Origin of the sequence: Falsarthrobacter nasiphocae (genome assembly GCF_031456275.1) — a bacterium.
GTDB lineage: Bacteria > Actinomycetota > Actinomycetes > Actinomycetales > Micrococcaceae > Falsarthrobacter > Falsarthrobacter nasiphocae.
The window spans coordinates 153,726-170,067 of sequence record NZ_JAVDUI010000001.1 but is presented as its reverse complement, the minus strand read 5'-3'; the positions used below and the strand labels follow the sequence as shown (position 1 = coordinate 170,067).

14 protein-coding genes and 2 tRNA genes are annotated in these 16,342 nt (G+C 67.9%); 10 read left to right on the top strand and 6 right to left on the bottom strand.

What is annotated here, in order from left to right:
- Positions 1-169: 169 nt before the first annotated feature.
- Positions 170-251 (top strand) — tRNA-Leu (locus J2S35_RS00810).
- 183 nt (positions 252-434) lie between these two features.
- Positions 435-896, top strand: a complete 462-nt coding sequence (locus J2S35_RS00805; protein WP_309848748.1) for a hypothetical protein — start codon at positions 435-437, stop codon at positions 894-896.
- 84 nt (positions 897-980) lie between these two features.
- Here the strand turns inward: J2S35_RS00805 and J2S35_RS00800 are convergent, their stop codons facing one another.
- Entirely contained in the window at positions 981-1,496 is a 516-nt protein-coding gene (locus tag J2S35_RS00800) for a PaaI family thioesterase (RefSeq protein WP_309848746.1), read from the bottom strand.
- Between the two features lie 18 nt (positions 1,497-1,514).
- Between J2S35_RS00800 and polA the strand changes: the two genes are divergently transcribed.
- The 3 genes from polA to rpsA all read left to right on the top strand — a co-directional run bounded on the left by polA (position 1,515) and on the right by rpsA (position 7,311).
- Positions 1,515-4,232, top strand: a complete 2,718-nt coding sequence (gene polA, locus J2S35_RS00795) for a DNA polymerase I (protein ID WP_309848743.1) — start codon at positions 1,515-1,517, stop codon at positions 4,230-4,232.
- 49 nt (positions 4,233-4,281) lie between these two features.
- Positions 4,282-5,616 carry a GNAT family N-acetyltransferase gene (locus tag J2S35_RS00790; RefSeq protein ID WP_309848740.1) on the top strand — a complete coding sequence of 445 codons (1,335 nt, stop codon included), beginning with the start codon at positions 4,282-4,284 and terminating at the stop codon, positions 5,614-5,616.
- A gap of 237 nt (positions 5,617-5,853) precedes the next feature.
- A complete protein-coding gene (rpsA, locus tag J2S35_RS00785; protein WP_309848737.1) occupies positions 5,854-7,311 on the top strand; it encodes a 30S ribosomal protein S1 in 1,458 nt (485 codons plus the stop codon).
- A 132-nt stretch (positions 7,312-7,443) separates the two neighbouring features.
- Here the strand turns inward: rpsA and J2S35_RS00780 are convergent, their stop codons facing one another.
- Positions 7,444-8,673: a DUF2332 family protein gene (locus tag J2S35_RS00780; protein WP_309848736.1), complete on the bottom strand. Its 1,230-nt coding sequence runs from the start codon at positions 8,671-8,673 to the stop codon at positions 7,444-7,446.
- Between the two features lie 26 nt (positions 8,674-8,699).
- Positions 8,700-10,139, bottom strand: a complete 1,440-nt coding sequence (locus J2S35_RS00775; protein WP_309848735.1) for an NCS2 family permease — start codon at positions 10,137-10,139, stop codon at positions 8,700-8,702.
- Between the two features lie 559 nt (positions 10,140-10,698).
- On the opposite strand from J2S35_RS00775, the gene J2S35_RS00770 reads away from it, so the two are divergent.
- The 3 genes from J2S35_RS00770 (at position 10,699) to J2S35_RS00760 (ending at position 12,567) form a co-directional block, all read left to right on the top strand.
- A complete protein-coding gene (locus J2S35_RS00770) occupies positions 10,699-11,427 on the top strand; it encodes a phosphatase PAP2 family protein (protein ID WP_309848731.1) in 729 nt (242 codons plus the stop codon).
- A 198-nt stretch (positions 11,428-11,625) separates the two neighbouring features.
- The gene (locus J2S35_RS00765; protein WP_309848729.1) at positions 11,626-12,345 is read left to right on the top strand and encodes a hypothetical protein; all 720 of its coding nucleotides are present in this window, start codon (positions 11,626-11,628) and stop codon (positions 12,343-12,345) included.
- A gap of 149 nt (positions 12,346-12,494) precedes the next feature.
- A tRNA-Ala gene (locus J2S35_RS00760) sits at positions 12,495-12,567 on the top strand.
- 66 nt (positions 12,568-12,633) lie between these two features.
- Here J2S35_RS00760 and J2S35_RS00755 read toward each other — a convergent pair.
- Positions 12,634-12,852 carry a hypothetical protein gene (locus J2S35_RS00755; RefSeq protein WP_309848727.1) on the bottom strand — a complete coding sequence of 73 codons (219 nt, stop codon included), beginning with the start codon at positions 12,850-12,852 and terminating at the stop codon, positions 12,634-12,636.
- 54 nt (positions 12,853-12,906) lie between these two features.
- Positions 12,907-13,929, bottom strand: coding sequence for a zinc-dependent alcohol dehydrogenase family protein (locus J2S35_RS00750; RefSeq protein ID WP_309848724.1), 1,023 nt, complete (start codon positions 13,927-13,929; stop codon positions 12,907-12,909).
- A 116-nt stretch (positions 13,930-14,045) separates the two neighbouring features.
- Between J2S35_RS00750 and J2S35_RS00745 the strand changes: the two genes are divergently transcribed.
- On the top strand, positions 14,046-15,095 hold the full coding sequence (locus tag J2S35_RS00745; RefSeq protein WP_309848722.1) for an alpha/beta hydrolase: 1,050 nt from the start codon (positions 14,046-14,048) through the stop codon (positions 15,093-15,095).
- Positions 15,092-16,000 carry a carbohydrate kinase family protein gene (locus J2S35_RS00740; protein WP_309848719.1) on the top strand — a complete coding sequence of 303 codons (909 nt, stop codon included), beginning with the start codon at positions 15,092-15,094 and terminating at the stop codon, positions 15,998-16,000. Before J2S35_RS00745 ends, J2S35_RS00740 begins: the two co-directional genes overlap by 4 nt.
- A gap of 73 nt (positions 16,001-16,073) precedes the next feature.
- Here J2S35_RS00740 and J2S35_RS00735 read toward each other — a convergent pair whose 3' ends face one another.
- Positions 16,074-16,265, bottom strand: a complete 192-nt coding sequence (locus tag J2S35_RS00735; protein WP_309848717.1) for a hypothetical protein — start codon at positions 16,263-16,265, stop codon at positions 16,074-16,076.
- Between the last annotated feature and the right edge of the window lie 77 nt (positions 16,266-16,342).

Sequence of the window (16,342 nt, the reverse complement as noted above, 5' to 3'; positions counted from 1 at the left end):
TTTGCACCCGGCCGGGACATGGATCCCTAAGAGTCTCCAGCCTATAAGACAAGCGCCTGTCTGTGGGCGGCAGCTCGGGCAGACGGGGATAACTCAAACTCGGCCCTGGCGCCAGACGGAGGACGGATGTTTGGCCCGTCTGCTGCGAACGGGTACGCTTGTGTGGCTGGCCCAAGTGGTGGAATTGGTAGACGCGCCGCACTCAAAATGCGGTACCGAAAGGTGTGCGGGTTCGAGTCCCGCCTTGGGCACCGGCAAGACCCCCGGAGTTCTATGGACTCTCGGGGGTTTTTCGCGTCCCGCCCCACGCCAGCCTGGCAGGCGCGATGCTGTGAGCCGCCCCGGAGCGTCAGCCACACGAGTGGGTTTGATCACGCGGTAATAGGCCTATGATGATGCACATCACATTTAATTCGACATAAGGCTGGCCCCCCATGTCGCACTCTCAGCCGCCCACGGGCGAACAACCTTCACCTGCCGGGCCGCCCGCCGCCGGCCGCCGCGGGACCTCCGCCCTCAAGTGGGGTGCGGCTGCCGCGCTGGCAGTGCTCCTCCTCGTGGGCGCCATGCTCGTCACGGGCAACATCGCCAAGGGGCGGGCGCACGCGTCAGACGCGGGTGCCGTCCAGGAGACAATCCGTCTTGAGGCCACGTCTCGCGGCGGCGGACACGTCACCTGGACCCTGGGCGCGAGCAGCAGCTCCCATGACTTCACCTCGAGATGGAGCGAGTCATTCCAGCGCAACGGCGAGGTCATCATGATGAAGGTCACCGGCGATTTCGGCGATCCCGAGGCAGCGGTCACGTGCAAGATCTACGTCAACGATGAGCTCAAGGTCTCGGCGTCAGGCAGCGGCGGGCAGGGCCTCGCCACGTGCGTCTACCCGAATCGCTGACGCCGACGCGCGAGCCAGCCCCCGCGTCGAGTGAGGCTGGCCGCAGACCCTCCCGGGGTTCGCTCGGCCTGTGCCGACGGCCCGCTACGGCAGCGGGATGATCGCGTTCGTGATCCTCGCGGTGGACAGGCGGCGCCCCTGCTCATCGGTCATGACGATCTCGTGCGTGACCATCCGCCGCCCCAGGTGGATGGCGGTGGCCGTTCCGGTCACCAGGCCTTCTCGCGCGCCCCGGTGGTGGGTGGCGTTGATGTCGACGCCGACGGCCGTCCCCGTCGGCCACGCATGCAACGCGGCCCCGAAGGAGCCGAGCGTCTCCGCGAGGACGACATGCGCGCCGCCGTGAATGAGCCCCGTCACCTGCTGATTGCCCTCGACCGGCATCGTGGCCACGAGGCGCTCGGGCGCGAACTCCGTGAATCGGATGCCCATCTTGACGGCGAGCGGCCCCACACCCCAGTGTTTGAGCATCTCGTGGAGCTCGTCGGGCACCCCGATCTCGGTGAGGTGGGCTCGCCGCTCTGCCGTGAGCTCGTCGGCGTAGGCGCCCTCCTCGGGGAAGTAGGAGCTGTGGGACGGGGATGAAGGCCGGGTGGTCATGGGCATAGGCTTGCACGTGTGAGCACCTGTGAACAATTCGAGTCCCTGACCCCTGCGTCGAAGGTCCTCGTCATCGACGGGCACTCGATGGCGTTCCGAGCGTTCTACGCCCTGCCGGTCGAGTCGTTCGTCAATGGAGAGGGCCAGCACACCAACGCCGTGCACGGCTTCACGTCGATGCTCCTGACGATGATCCGCCAGCATGAGCCAACGCACGTCGTCGTCGCCTTCGACCTCTCCGGCCCCACGTTCCGCAGCGAGGAGTACGCCGAGTACAAGGGCGGGCGGGCGAAGACACCGGAGGAGTTCTCGGGGCAGATCGGCCTCATTCAGCGCGTCCTTGACGCCCTGAACATCGCGTGGATCACGGTGGAGGGCTTCGAGGCGGACGACATCATCGCCACCGTCGCGACGCAGGGCGAGGCGCAGGGCGCGGACGTCGTCGTGGTCTCGGGGGACCGGGACGCGTTCCAGCTCATCACCGAGAAGGTCAGCGTCCTGTACCCCAAGAAGGGCATCTCCGACATTCCCCCCATGACCGCCGCGGACATCGAGGCCAAGTACGGTGTGCGCCCCGAGCGCTACCGCGACCTCGCCGCCCTCGTGGGTGAGACCGCGGACAACCTGCCTGGCGTCCCGAAGGTGGGCCCCAAGACGGCAGCGAAGTGGATTGCCGAGTTCGGCTCGGTCGAGGGGATCATCGAGCACGCCGACGAGATCAAGGGCAAGGCCGGCGAGAACCTCCGCGCGGCCCTCGACGACGTCAAGCGCAACTACCGCCTCAACGGCCTGACCCGCGACATGACGCTCCCCACGACGATCGACGAGATGCGCCGCGCCGAGCCCGATTTCGACGCCGTCGACGAGCTCTTCGACGAGCTCGAGTTCAAGACGCTCCGCGAGCGCGTCCGCACCGGGCTCGCCCCCCGGGAGGAGGCAGTGGTCCTTGAGGCGCCAGCCGCCGTCGTCGTCCGCTCCGCCGAGGACCTGGCCGCGCTGGTGGGGGAGGAGGGAACCCCGGTGGCGCTGACGCTGGACGAGGACCCGCGCCTCGGCGAGGTTCTCAGCCTCGCCACCGAGACCTCCCGCGGAACCGTGGTGCTCTCGCGCCTGGATGAGCCGACGACGACGGCCGTGGCGGATGTCCTCCGCGAGCGAGCGGCCGACATCCTGGCGACTGACGTCAAGGGGCTGACCCGCCGGCTCGAGGCGCTGGGCTACGCCCTTCCGGAGGGCCCGCGGGACCTGGGACTGGAGGCGTTCGTGCTCCGCCCCGGCGCCAAGGGCTACACGCCCGAGCTGCTCGTGGCGGACCTGACGGACCAGGATCCCGGGGACAAGCCGAAGAAGCCCACGGCCGCGGCCCTGAAGAAGGAGAGCGCCGAGGAGGCCGAGGCCAATGCGGCGCCGTCGCTGGAGCGCCTCTCACGGATCGCGTGGCTGCTGCACCCCGTGGCCGCCGAGCTCACGGGACGCCTCGACGAGCACGCGTGGGCGGCGGGGATCGTCAACACCCTCGAGGTCCCGCTGTCCCGCGTCCTGCTGCAGATGGAGCGGACCGGGATCGCCGTGGACCTCCAGCGGCTCGACGAGCTCGAGGCGGACTTCTCCGCCCGGGTCGAGGACGCGAAGGCACGGGCCGGGGCGATCGTGGGGGAGACCGTCAACCTGTCCTCGCCGAAGCAGCTGCAGGAGGTCCTCTTCGAGAAGCTTGCGCTGCCGAAGACGCGGAAGATCGCCTCGGGGTACACGACCGACGCCGAGTCGCTCAGTGAGCTCATGACGAAGCTCGAGCCGGAGTCCTCCGAGTTCGAGTTCATGGGCCGGCTCCTGCAGTACCGCGAGTTCACGAAGCTGGGGCAGTTCGTCACCCTCCTCAAGGAGTCCGTGACGGCGGCCTCGCGCGTTCACACGACCTACGCGCAGACGGCCGCGGCCACGGGGCGACTGTCCTCGACCGGGCCCAACCTCCAGAACATCCCGGTGCGCACCGCGGAGGGGCGCCTGCTGCGCAGCGTGTTCGTGGCGGACCCGGCGTTCGAGGGCCTCATGACCGCGGACTACTCGCAGATCGAGATGCGCATCATGGCGCACCTCTCCGGGGACGAGGCGCTCATCGAGGCGTTCCGCTCCGGCGAGGACCTCCACAACTTCGTGGGCTCCCAGGTGTTCGACGTCGAGCCCGCCGAGGTCACCCCCGCCATGCGGTCCAAGGTCAAGGCGATGTCCTACGGGCTCGCCTACGGCCTCAGCTCGTTCGGCCTGTCCAAGCAGCTCAAGATCTCCGTGGACGAGGCACGGCGCCTCATGAAGAGCTACTTCGACCGCTTCGGCGGCGTGCGGGACTACCTGCGCGGCGTCGTCGAGCAGGCGAAGAAGGACGGGTACACGACGACGATCGGCGGGCGCCGGCGCTACCTGCCGGATCTGACGAGCAGCAACCGCCAGGTGCGCGAGAACGCGGAGAGGATCGCCCTCAACTCGCCCATCCAGGGCACGGCCGCCGACATCATCAAGAAGGCGATGCTCGACGTGCAGGCCCGGATCGAGTCCGAGGGGCTTGAGTCCCGCATGCTGCTTCAGGTACATGACGAACTCGTCGTGGAAGTGGCCGCCGGCGAGCGCGAGGCCGTGGAGCGCATCCTCCGCGAGGAGATGGGGCGCGCCGCCGAGCTGTCCGTGCCCCTCGACGTCAACGTCGGCTTCGGCCGGGACTGGAACGAGGCCGCGCACTAGCTGCACTGACCGTTCCCCGCACGCAGGCAAGAATCTACGAAAGTGACCCATGACTGAGACTTCCCGAGACCTCCCGTACGAGCGCCTGGCCCCGCTGACCGTCAGCCGGGTCGAGGCGGGCCTGAGCGAGCCCGGCCGCGGTCCCGACGAGGCCACCCGCAACTGGATCCGGGCCGTGCGCCAGGGCTTCCACGAGGCCGAGCCGACGACGGAGAACCTCGCCTACCGGGCGCAGCGCCTCGTGAGCAAGGGCTCCGTGGGCACGGTGGTCTACGACGACTCGCTCGGCGACGACCCGGACTTCGGCGCCGCGTTCCCCGTGGCGACGTTCGAGTCCTTCATGGGCGAGCTCAACCTCTCCGGCCGCGAGGGCGGGTCCGTGCCGTGCGACATGATCACGGGCGTGACCGTCAACCCGACGCACCGCCGCCGCGGCATCCTCTCGACGATCATGACCGAGCACCTCAAGCGCGTCAGCGCCACGTGCCCGGTCGCGAGCCTCACGGTGAGCGAGGGCGCCATCTACGGGCGCTTCGGGTTCGCGCCGACGAGCTTCTGGGAGAAGCTCGAGATCCAGACCTCGGACGCCCGCATCCGCGGCGAGCGCACGGGCGAGATCCGCTACATCCCCATCGAGCGCGTCAAGGACTTCGCGCCGAAGGTGGCCCGCCAGCGCCACGAAAGCTCCTACGGGTCCCTGTGGCAGAAGGACTATGTCATCGGCACGTTCACGGGCGAGGACCACGAGGGACTCAAGGGCGCCATGGGCAAGCGCCGCGCCCTGGTGCACCTCAACGAGAACGGCGAGATCGACGGCTGCGCCACGTACAGCCACGGCGGCTGGGAAGAGGTGGACCGCCCGTACCGCCTCGAGGTCTTCGAACTGGTCGGCGCCACGCCGCTCGCCGAGCGCGAGATGTGGCGGCACTTCGTGGCCATGGACCTCGTGGACGTCATCTCCCACGACAACCGCAGCGTCTACACGCGCAGCTTCTTCGACAACCCGCGCAGCGTCCAGGTCCGCGGGCGCCTCGACTTCGTGTGGTGGCGCCTCCTTGATCTTCCGGCGGTCTTCTCCCGCCTTCCGTATCTGTGCGACGGCGAGGCCCGCTTCACGGTGACTGACCGCCAGGAGATCGTCTCCGGCACGTACGAGCTCACCGTGCGGGACGGTCAGGGCACGCTGACGCGGGTGGAGGCCGGCTCGGGCTCGGGCGAGGGCTGCGTCATCGACGTCACGACCCTCACCGAGGTCGTGGCGGGCCGCGTGAGCGTGCGGGAGCTCGCGGACGTGGCGCTGTGCAGCGGCACCGATGCGGACATCGCCGACCTGACGCGCTTGTTGCGCTTCGCGACACCGGTGCAGTGCCTCATCGGGTTCTAGCGTTCCGGCGGGGGAGAGGGCGGCGGCCAGGCGTCGTCGTCCTCTCCTTCAGCGGATGACGACGACGCCCGGGACACGGTGCGCACTGGGACTGGTATTCACCGGTCAGCCGGAGTATGCTGAAGAAGCACTTTTGTGCTCAATTCATCAACTGCCTGCCTTGCGCTGTTCCACGGACCTGTGTGCCGAGCGCGGGGTCAGGTACCGAGACACTATCCACGACGGAGCCCCTACTACATGACCACCACCTCCAGCACGACGCCCCAGGTCGCGATCAACGACATCGGCAACGAAGAAGCCTTCCTCGCCGCCGTTGACGCCACCATCAAGTACTTCAACGATGGAGACCTCGTCGAAGGAACCGTCGTCAAGGTCGACCGTGACGAGGTTCTCCTCGACATCGGATACAAGACGGAAGGCGTCATCCCGTCTCGCGAGCTGTCCATCAAGCACGACGTGGACCCCGGCGAAGTCGTCGCCGTTGGTGACCAGGTCGAGGCCCTCGTCCTCACCAAGGAGGACAAGGAAGGCCGTCTGATTCTCTCCAAGAAGCGTGCTCAGTACGAGCGCGCCTGGGGCGACATCGAGAAGGTCAAGGAAGAGGACGGCGTCGTCGAGGGCACCGTCATCGAGGTCGTCAAGGGTGGTCTCATCCTCGACATCGGCCTCCGCGGCTTCCTCCCCGCCTCGCTCGTTGAGATGCGTCGCGTTCGCGATCTCGCGCCGTACATCGGCCAGAAGATCGAAGCGAAGATCATCGAGCTCGACAAGAACCGCAACAATGTCGTCCTCTCCCGCCGTGCATGGCTCGAGCAGACGCAGTCCGAGGTTCGCTCCAGCTTCCTCAACAAGCTCGAGAAGGGCCAGGTCCGCCCGGGCGTCGTCTCCTCGATCGTCAACTTCGGTGCGTTCGTGGACCTCGGCGGCGTCGACGGCCTCGTCCACGTCTCCGAGCTCTCCTGGAAGCACATCGACCACCCGTCCGAGGTTGTCGAGGTCGGCCAGGAAGTCACCGTCGAGGTCCTCGAGGTCGACATGGACCGCGAGCGCGTGTCCCTGTCCCTCAAGGCCACGCAGGAAGACCCGTGGCAGATGTTCGCTCGCACGCACGCCCTCGGGCAGGTTGTGCCGGGCAAGGTCACGAAGCTCGTTCCGTTCGGCGCGTTCGTTCGCGTCGAGGACGGCATCGAGGGCCTCGTGCACATCTCCGAGCTCGCTGTGCGTCACGTTGAGCTGGCCGAGCAGGTCGTCTCCGTTGGCGACGAGCTCTTCGTCAAGGTCATCGACATCGACCTCGAGCGCCGCCGCATCTCCCTCTCGCTGAAGCAGGCGAACGAGGGCGTTGACCCCGAGGGCACCGAGTTCGACCCGGCGCTCTACGGCATGGCCGCAGAGTACGACGAAGAGGGCAACTACAAGTACCCGGAGGGCTTCGATCCGGAGTCCAACGAGTGGCTTGAGGGCTACGAGCAGCAGCGCGCGGCCTGGGAGGCCCAGTACGCCGAGGCTCAGAACCGCTGGGAAGCCCACAAGAAGCAGGTTGCTCAGCACCTCGCAGACGACGCCGAGGCCGCCGCTGGCGCCGAGGTCTCCTCCGCGACGAGCTACTCCTCGGAGGCTCCGGCCGCCGATGCCGGTACGCTCGCTTCCGACGAGGCTCTCGCGGCTCTCCGCGAGAAGCTCACGGGCAACTAGTCCCACCCGCTGACCGCTAGGCCAGCGACACACGAGGCCCTCTCCGCCGATGGCAGGGAGGGCCTCGTGCTGTGTATGGGGGTGCGGTGCCTCCTTTGCCGATTCGCGGCACCTTCAACCGGACGCCGTCAGCTACAAGGGGTTTGACCCGCGAGAACCGGCTTCGATCCAGGCGTGGTTCATCGAATCTTGACGCGGTTTGACGGGCAGCCGCCGCGCGGATGTGCCCCAGGGGTGCACGGCGGCTACGGGCACACCGTCCCGGGCCAGCACGAACTCGCCCGGCTCCACCGAGCCGGGGGCCAGCTGGGCGGCGATGCCGGGAAGGACGCCGGGGCCCTCGCAGCTGAGCCAGGTCAGCTGCTGCCCGGCAGCGTCGGACTCTGCCTGCAACCGCGTCATCAGCGCCTCGAACCTTGCCGGCTCCGGCAGGTACGCGACGACGGCCGTATGGATGACGACGACGTGCGCGCCAGGGGAGTCAGCCCGGGCGCGCTCGATGAGTTCCGGCAGCCGCTCCGAGAGGTCGCCGCGGAGCGAGACCCATGGCCCGGCGGACTGGGCCCCCGTCACGATCCGCGCCGCATCCGCCAACCGGGCCGCCCGCTCCTCATGCCCCGGCCAGACGAGCGCCTTCATCCATCGGAGTGCCTCGGCACCCTCAGGGGAGGCGGGGTCGAGCGTCAGTGGGTTGAGGTCCACACCGCCTCGCCACGCAATCTCTGGCATGCGCTCTGGCGCCGGGATCCCGTCCAACCGACAGGTCAGCGTGACGGGGGATTGACCCTCGACTGACGTGAGGAGCCGGATGGGAGGCGACTGAGTCGTAACGGGCAGCGAGATCCCCGGACGCGCGGCGTCGGGCTGGTGTGAGCCGGGCTGCCTGGAGTCGGCGCGGCCCACGTCGGGGCCGGCTGTCTCCGCGTACTCGACGTCGTACAGGTCCGGGATGAGCGTCAGGCCCGCCGAGTGGCCCACCTCGATCAGCGCCACCGGGCCCGTGACGGACGCCAGCTCGGTCAGGTGGACGGCGCAGCGCCCCGGCTCATTGGTCTGAGTGGCGCGGGTGCGTGCCGTCTCGGCGATGGCGAGCCAATGCTCGTTCAGATACGCGGTGAATTCGTCGCCGGTGGCGGAATCGAGGCGCCAGCCGCCGTCGTCGGCCTCTCCTGAATGGAGGCGAGCCGCTGCGAAAACGAGATTGGGCTGACGTTTAGGCTCCGGAAGGGAGCTGATGAGTTCCCGCGCGCGCGAATCGGACGCGACCGCCTCGGACCATTCGCGATAGACGGGCGTCTGCGCCGTCTCTCGAGACGCAAATCTGCGATACGAGTTCGCGACGCTCCGGAAATCAGTGTCCATGCGAGGAGCCTATCCCCGCAGGTGCGTCAGCGCAGGCCGAGCAGCTGCTCGATCGGGCCGATCCCGAAGAACACGACGAACGCGAGCGCCACGGCCCACATGATCGGGTGGATCTCGCGGGCGCGGCCCTGAATGGTGCGGATGAAGACAAAGGCGATGAATCCGGTGCCCAGGCCGTTGGCAATGGAGTAGGTGAACGGCATGAGGATGATCGTGACGAACGCGGGAATCGCCAGCCCCATGTCCTCCCAGTCAATTTTGGTCACCTGAGAGACCATCATGAATCCGACGACGACGAGGGCTGGCGCAACGGCTTCAAACGGAACGATGGAAACCAGCGGCGTGAAGAACATGGCGACCAGAAAGAGCGAGCCCGTGATGACCGAGGCGAAACCCGTGCGTGCACCTTCGCCGACGCCGGCTGCGGACTCCACAAAGATCTGGTTGGACGACGCCGAGGCCCCGCCGCCGACAACCGCCGCGGCAGCGTCAACGAGGAGGACGCGATTGACGTTCTCGATCTGACCGTCCTCGTCCACGAGGCCGGCCTGCGAGGCGACGCCGACCATGGTGCCCATGGCGTCGAAGAAGATGCTGAGGAGGATGGAGAAGCTGAGCAGCAGTGCGGAGATGGCGCCGATGTGGGAGAACGCGCCGAAGACGTCGACGTTGCCGATGAGCGAGAGGTCGGGGACCGCGAAGGCCTTGGAGGGGATCTCCGGGACGACGAGCGACCAGCCGGCCGGGTTCTTCACGGACGAGCCGGACGGGGCGAGGGCCTCGACAATGACGCCGAAGATCGTCGTGACGACGACGCCGATGAGGATGCCGCCCTTGGTCTTGCGGACGACGAGGGCGATGGTGAGCAGCAGGCCGAAGATGAACGTGAGCGTGGGCCAGCCGATGAGCACGCCGCCGAAGCCGAGGCCCACCGGGACCGTGGTGCCCGCCTCGTCGGGGATGCGACGGACGAAGCCTGCGTTGACGAGGCCGATGAGGGCGATGAAGAGGCCGATGCCTACGACGATGGCGGTCTTGAGGCTCTCGGGGACCGCGTTGAAGACAGCCGTGCGGAAGCCCGAGAGGACGAGGATCATCATGGTGATGCCGGCGAGGACGACGAGGCCCATCACGTCAGGCCATGTGAGGTCCTTCGTGCTGGCGATCGTGACGGCGACGAAGGCGTTGACGCCGAGGCCGGATGCGAGAGCGAAGGGATGCTTGGCCCAGACGCCCATGATGATCGTCATGACACCGGCGACGAGCGCGGTGACGGCCGCAACCTGCGGGACGCCGAGGGCGACGCCTGCGCTGTCCTTGCCCGTGCCCAAGATGAGCGGGGCGAGCACGACGATGTAGCTCATGGCGAAGAACGTGGCGAGGCCGCCGCGGACCTCGTCGGCCACTGTGGAGCCTCGCTGGGAGATGTGGAAGAAGCGGTCCAGGGAGGATCCTTGGGAAAACATCGAGGGGAAGACCTTTGCTCAAAGGGGTTCAGAGGTGTTGAGGCAAGTCTAATTGGGCCTGCGGGTGCGTGCGCTCAACGTGTCCACCCCTCTTCGTAGGATCGAGGGAATCGAACACATGTTCGATGATGGCGGACGAGTCGAGGAGCGGAAGTGGGATTCCTGAGCCAGGGAGTGTCGGTTGAGACGGACGCGCACGGTGTGCCGCAGGTGGTTGAGTGGCAGGGCGTGACCTATCAAGTCGTGGGGCGCCCGGTGCGCCGGTACGAGCGGGAACAGTGGTGGGCCCGGCCGGGCGGACGCGGTGCGCCTCTCGGGGGTGCTGCGGACCACATCCTCTGGCGAGTGCGAGTACGGGGCGGCGGGCTTCCCGCCGTTGTGGCCCTGGAGCTGGTCCAGCGACTCGACAATGGGCGCTGGAGGCTTTTGCGAATGCAGGGGGTGCTCGAGTGGCCTCCGGCCCCACGTCCGTGCAGGACTCCCGGGGGTGCGGTGCCCTTTGGAGGGGGTGCGGGGCCCTTCACAACCGGTGCACAGGCTGGCAGGGGAGCATAGTCCCATGCCCCCCACCTCGAAGCGGCCCGATGCCCCCAGTCCTCTCGCAGTTCGTGGGGAGCATGCAGCCTGGGCGCGGCCACGCAACCTTGCGTTCCTCGGCGTCTTCTTCCTCGTTGCCGCACCGATTCTGGGGGCGGTGGTTCATTCTTCAGCCATCGTCGATGGAGATGGGCGCGTCCTCGAAGAGCTCATCGAACACCGGACTGACCGGCTGACTGTCTGGATGATGTTCATCACGAATGCCTTCAGCCCCTTGGGCGCCATCGTGGTTTCTCTTGGAGTCGGCGGTCTGTTGTGGTGGCGGACTCGATCCTGGGTTCGCGGTCTGTATGTCCCTGTGTCGGTGGGTGTCGCGGCTCTGGTGACGTACCTGTTGAAGCTTGTGTTTGAACGCAGCCGGCCGCCGCTCGTGGACCACCTGGTCAACGAGGTGGACTTCAGCTTCCCCTCAGGCCACACCACGGGGGCGGCCTCCCTTGCCTGTGCGGCATGCCTTGTCCTCACTGCCACGTATGCGCGGACATGGTCGAAAGCGCTTGCCTGGGCGGTTGGTGCCGTGCTGATTGCGACCGTGGCCGTCTCCCGGTTGTACCTGGGTGTCCACTGGTTCACGGACACCCTAGGTGGGGCGCTTGTGGGCATCGGGACCGCTCTGGTCCTCTTCGCCCTCATGCGAGGGCCCTTGGTGCCAGTGCTGGGTCGAATCGACTCTGGCGGTGCCCGCATGTGACTGCTCGGGGGCGAGCCTCCGTCGGTGAAAACCGAGTGGTCGTTTGAATATTCGTCTCATTGTGCATACCATAATGACCGTTCGTTGATCTAAGGACGGGGCGTGATGCACAGCAAGTCGGACATCCTCACAGTCGGTGGCCTAGAGCGTTGGACGCAGGCCATTCGGCTAAGCGCGGACCACGTCTGGAACGTGCCTATGCCTGGGATGATGACCGAGGACCTGCAGCGCAGGGATGCCCACAGTGGCGGCCAGCGCGCCGAGGCGGGGCCGGACGGGAACATGCTTCGCATCGATCTCCGCAGCGAGGCGGACGACTACTTTGACTCACCCACAATCCATGGGTGCTTCGACGTCCTTCGCCAGTGTGAGGCGGGGCTCGAGATCGCTGTGCGGTGGCCGCAGCTGCCCTCCCTGGCTGGCCTCTTGGCTGAGCGGATGGGGGAGGAGGCGGACGGCGGCTACCCCGTCGTCGTCCACCCCCGTGGCGGCTTGGACGCGATGGCGAGTCTGACGGACACGCACGGACTCGAGTGGCGGTGCAGTCTCGGACGTGTGGCGCTCTGTCCGGACGTTCACATCAAGCTCTCTGGTCTGTATGACTCCTGCGCCTCTGGGCACGATCTGAATCGGGTACACCTGCGTGCGCGGCCCTACCTGCGCACGGTGATGCGAGCCTTCGGTGCGGAGCGGACAATCGTGGCCCTGCCTCGCCCGGAGGAGGCGGGGTGGAGCGAGGAAGAGAGCCGGATGTGGGTCGAGGACGTTCTCTCCGCTCTAGACCTCGTGGCGCTCGATGGCGAGTTCGAACCGCTCAGCCTGGAGGAGGCCGCGGACCTCATGTTCACGAAGAACGCGGCGGCGATCTACGGGAGTGGGAGTCTTCATGATGCTAGGCGCACCGCTGCAATGGCGTAAGGGGGTAGCTGCTACCTGGCGGCGCGCGGCGGCCCACGTGTGTTGGAGCGATGCGACGGGTCGGTTCCTGGCCCGGCAGCCGTGGGGCGATGATTTGCGCGCTTCTGCCTAGCCCGGTAATCTGAACTAGTTCGCCGGCAACGGTGAGCGGGGCTATAGCTCAGTTGGTAGAGCGCTTCGTTCGCATCGAAGAGGTCAGGAGTTCGATTCTCCTTAGCTCCACGGCTAGAGCCCCGGAATTCCGGGGCTCTTTTCGTATCCGCTTCCCGCACTCGAGACGCCCGCCCACTACAGATTCGTGGTGGGTCTAGCCACCCGCTCGGGGCTGACTCGACTCTTCTCCATCGGCTGAATCTCCGATGCCTCGAGCCGGCCCGCCACGTACTGCGCGGAGCTCACGGGCACCGCCGCCATTGAGAATGGTTCGAGCAATACAGTCCGCGTCAGACCACGCCGGGCGTCGGCCAGATGGACGCATGCAGCACCGAAGGCGACGAAATCCGTCATGCGTGTCTCCTTGTCCTGGGCGGCCGGCGGGCCTGACGCGGATGTAAGTGCCGATTAGAACGTCAGGAGGACCTTGGTGGCGCGGCGCTCGTCCATCGCCTTGTAGCCCTCGGCCGCCTGCTCGATGGGCAGCGTCAGGTCAAAGACAGCACCGGGATCAATCTCGCCGCTCATGATGAGGTCCACGAGGTCCGGCAGGAACCGCCGAACGGGTGCGGGCCCGCCGAGCAGGCTGACCGTCGAGATGAACAGCTCCCGTCCGTCCAGTGAGACGTCGTGCGAGACGCCGACGTAGCCGACGTGCCCGCCGGGGCGCGTGGACTGGATGGCCTGCATCATGGATTCCTGCGTGCCCACAGCTTCGACGGAGGAATGCGCCCCGAGACCGCCTGTGAGCTCCTTGATCTTCGCCACGCCCTCGTCGCCGCGCTCCTCCACGATGTCCGTTGCGCCGAATCGGCGGGCCAGGGCCTGCCGGTCTGCATGCCGGGACATCGCCACAATGCGCTCGGCGCCCAGGTGCTTGGCGGCGAGGATGGCCATGAGGCCCACGGCCCCGTCGCCGACGACCGCGACGGTCTTGCCCGGCCCCGCTTCGGCGGCGACAGCCGCGAACCAGCCGGTTCCGAGGACGTCGGAGGCGGCCAGGAGGCTTCGAGCCTGAGCGTCGGTCGGCTCGCCGTCGACCTTGACCAGGGTGCCGTCAGCGAGAGGGACGCGAGCGTACTCCGCCTGCGTTCCGATCCCGCCCATCATGACCTGGTGGACGCATCGGGACTGGAAGCCCGCCGCGCAGATCTCACACGTGTTGTCAGAGGCGACGAACGAGCCCACGACGAAATCGCCGACCGCAATATTCTTGACCTCGTCGCCGACGGCCTCGACGACGCCGATGTACTCGTGCCCCATCGGTGCCGGGCCGTTCTGCTCGCCGTAGCCGCGGTACGGCCAGAGGTCGGAGCCGCAGACGCAGGACATGGTGACGCGAAGGACGGCGTCCGTGGGCTCTTCGATGACGGGCTTCTCAACGTCCTCGACTCGGACGTCTCCGGGGGCGTGCATGATGACGGCGCGCAAAGGGAACTCCTTAGGGTTGGGTCTTGCAACTCTACGCCGACTCCGGGGGAGCACTGCACGGAACGTTGTCCACAACCCCTCCATGAATGGCTCCGCTCCGCTCTAGGATGGACGGCATGACGCAGAGTGAACACGGACTCCGTCCGAAGCGCCCCGTTCCCCGTCCAGTGGTCTACGCGGGCATGGCCGCGGGCGCGTGGTCGTCTCTCAAGGTGGCAGGCCTGATCAGGGCTCGCCGGGAGGCAGCCATCGCTGTGCGGCCGGAGCTGCGTCACTGGCGGAACTATCTGCCTCTCAGCCCCCGGGGGCCGGTATCTCTCGGGCTGGTGCGCCGGTTCCTCACAAACGAGACGGCGCCGCTGGACGGCGTCCGCACGGAGTCTGTGCAGGTCTCGCACCCCGCCGCAGAGCAGTTTGTCCCTGCTTTCCTCTACACCCCGAGCAACCGGCACTCCAACGGTGCGCTCCTGTGGATCCACGGCGGCGGGACGATCTCTGGCACGGCGGCCGTGGAGCACGCGACCGCTGCGGGCTTGGCCAGCAGGCTGGGCGTTCCGGTCCTCAACGTGGACTACCGCCTTGCGCCCGAGCACCCATTCCCTCTTCCCTTCGAGGACTGCTGGGCGGGCCTTGTCTGGCTGCACGCGAACGCTGAGCGCCTCGGCGTCGACCCGCAGCGGATCGCCGTCGGAGGCACGAGCGCGGGCGGGCTCCTGGCCGCCGCCCTCGCGCAGAAGGCCACTGATGAGCGCGTCCCTGTCTGCTTCCAGGCCCTCCTGGCGCCGATGCTTGATGACCGCACCTCGATGTACGGCACGCACGGGCTCGGCCGCGTGGGGTGGGACGCGCCGGCCAACCGCTTCGCGTGGGCCGCCTACCGGCGCAGGGAGGCCGCCGCCGCCGAGTCGCGCCCCTACGCCGTGCCTGCCCGCCGCAACCGCCTCACGGGCCTGCCTCCCGCGTGGATCGCGATTGGCGACATTGACCTCTTCTACCCGGAGGACGTGGACTATGCCGAGCGCCTCCAGGAGGACGGCGTGGCGTGTGAACTGGTCGTCGTCGAGGGCATGTACCACGGCGCGGAAGACCGCTGCCCTGACGCCCCCGCGATCCGCCGCCTGCGCGCCTCCATGGACGCAGCCCTGACAAAGGCATTCTCCGCATGATCACCGTCCTGGGCGAGGCCCTCGTCGATATCGTCACCTCGAGCAAAGGCACGGAGAGCCACGCGGGCGGCAGCCCGTTCAACGTCGCCGTCGGCCTCGGCCGCCTGGACTGCCCCGTCCGTTTCATCGGGCGCTGGGGGAGCGACGCGCACGGCGCCCTCATCGATGCGGCGCTCGCCGACGCCCGCGTTGAGCCGGTGCTCGCGCCCACCGAGGAACCGACCTCCACCGCCACGGCGACGATCGGCCCCACGGGGGCCGCGGACTACGAGTTCGACATCCGCTGGAGCCTCCCGGACCTCTCCCGCTTCCTCCCTGAGGACGACGACGCCGCGCTCGTCCACACCGGATCCATCGCGACCGTCCTCCCGCCTGGCAAGGACGAGGTCCTGCGCTTCGTCGAGGCCGCCCGCCCTGCCGCGACCATCAGCTTTGACCCCAACGTCCGCCCCAGCCTGACCGCGGACCGGGATGCTGCGCGGCGCGATGTCGAGCGGTACGTGGCGCTCGCGGACATCGTCAAGGCCTCCGACGAGGACCTCGAGTGGCTCTACCCGGGCGTTGATCCGCTCGAGTCCGCCCGGCGGTGGGCGGAGGGGGCGCCAGCCGTCGTCGTCGTGACCCGTGGTGAGAAGGGCCCCTGGGCCGTGTGCGCGGCCGGCGAGACGAGCGTTCCGGCCCCGCGCGTCAAGGTGGCTGACACGGTCGGCGCCGGGGATTCCTTCATGTCCGGTCTTCTGTGCGCAGTGCGCGACGCCGGCCTTGCGGGTCCGGGGCGCCGCGGTGATCTCAACGGGATCGGCACGCAGGAGCTGGAGACCCTCCTCGCGTTTGCGGCCCGCTGCGCCGCCATTACGGTGGGGCGCTCGGGGGCCCGGCCGCCGTCCCGTGCCGAGCTCGCCTGACGTCACGGGGCGGTCCTTGCGGGGCGGCCCGGATTTCGCCGTGAGCCAGAGCCGCGCGGGGTCCCGGACGCGTTCAACGAGAGGAGCGGTCGCGGAATCGGTCATGCCCGAAGGCGCCTGCTGCGCCCACGGCCACGGCGCCGAGGGCCCACAGGACGGCCTCAAGGGCTGAGACGTCCCGGGGGAGCGCGAGATAGAGGATGATGTCGAGGACCAGGCAGGCCCCCGTGATGGCAACGAAGCGAACGATGGTCGGCGTTCTCATGACCGTCCTTCGAGGTATCGAGTCTGCATGCGTGCCAGGATCATACCCCCGCCGTACCGGGGCCACAGCGGGGCCAT

Coding starts and splice junctions, on each gene's coding strand:
- J2S35_RS00805 (WP_309848748.1), top strand. CDS start 435: ATGTCGCACTCTCAGCCGCCCACGGGCGAACAACCTTCACCTGCCGGG.
- J2S35_RS00800 (WP_309848746.1), bottom strand. CDS start 1,496: ATGACCACCCGGCCTTCATCCCCGTCCCACAGCTCCTACTTCCCCGAG.
- J2S35_RS00790 (WP_309848740.1), top strand. CDS start 4,282: ATGACTGAGACTTCCCGAGACCTCCCGTACGAGCGCCTGGCCCCGCTG.
- rpsA (WP_309848737.1), top strand. CDS start 5,854: ATGACCACCACCTCCAGCACGACGCCCCAGGTCGCGATCAACGACATC.
- J2S35_RS00780 (WP_309848736.1), bottom strand. CDS start 8,673: ATGGACACTGATTTCCGGAGCGTCGCGAACTCGTATCGCAGATTTGCG.
- J2S35_RS00775 (WP_309848735.1), bottom strand. CDS start 10,139: ATGTTTTCCCAAGGATCCTCCCTGGACCGCTTCTTCCACATCTCCCAG.
- J2S35_RS00770 (WP_309848731.1), top strand. CDS start 10,699: ATGCCCCCCACCTCGAAGCGGCCCGATGCCCCCAGTCCTCTCGCAGTT.
- J2S35_RS00765 (WP_309848729.1), top strand. CDS start 11,626: ATGCCTGGGATGATGACCGAGGACCTGCAGCGCAGGGATGCCCACAGT.
- J2S35_RS00755 (WP_309848727.1), bottom strand. CDS start 12,852: ATGACGGATTTCGTCGCCTTCGGTGCTGCATGCGTCCATCTGGCCGAC.
- J2S35_RS00745 (WP_309848722.1), top strand. CDS start 14,046: ATGACGCAGAGTGAACACGGACTCCGTCCGAAGCGCCCCGTTCCCCGT.
- J2S35_RS00740 (WP_309848719.1), top strand. CDS start 15,092: ATGATCACCGTCCTGGGCGAGGCCCTCGTCGATATCGTCACCTCGAGC.
- J2S35_RS00735 (WP_309848717.1), bottom strand. CDS start 16,265: ATGAGAACGCCGACCATCGTTCGCTTCGTTGCCATCACGGGGGCCTGC.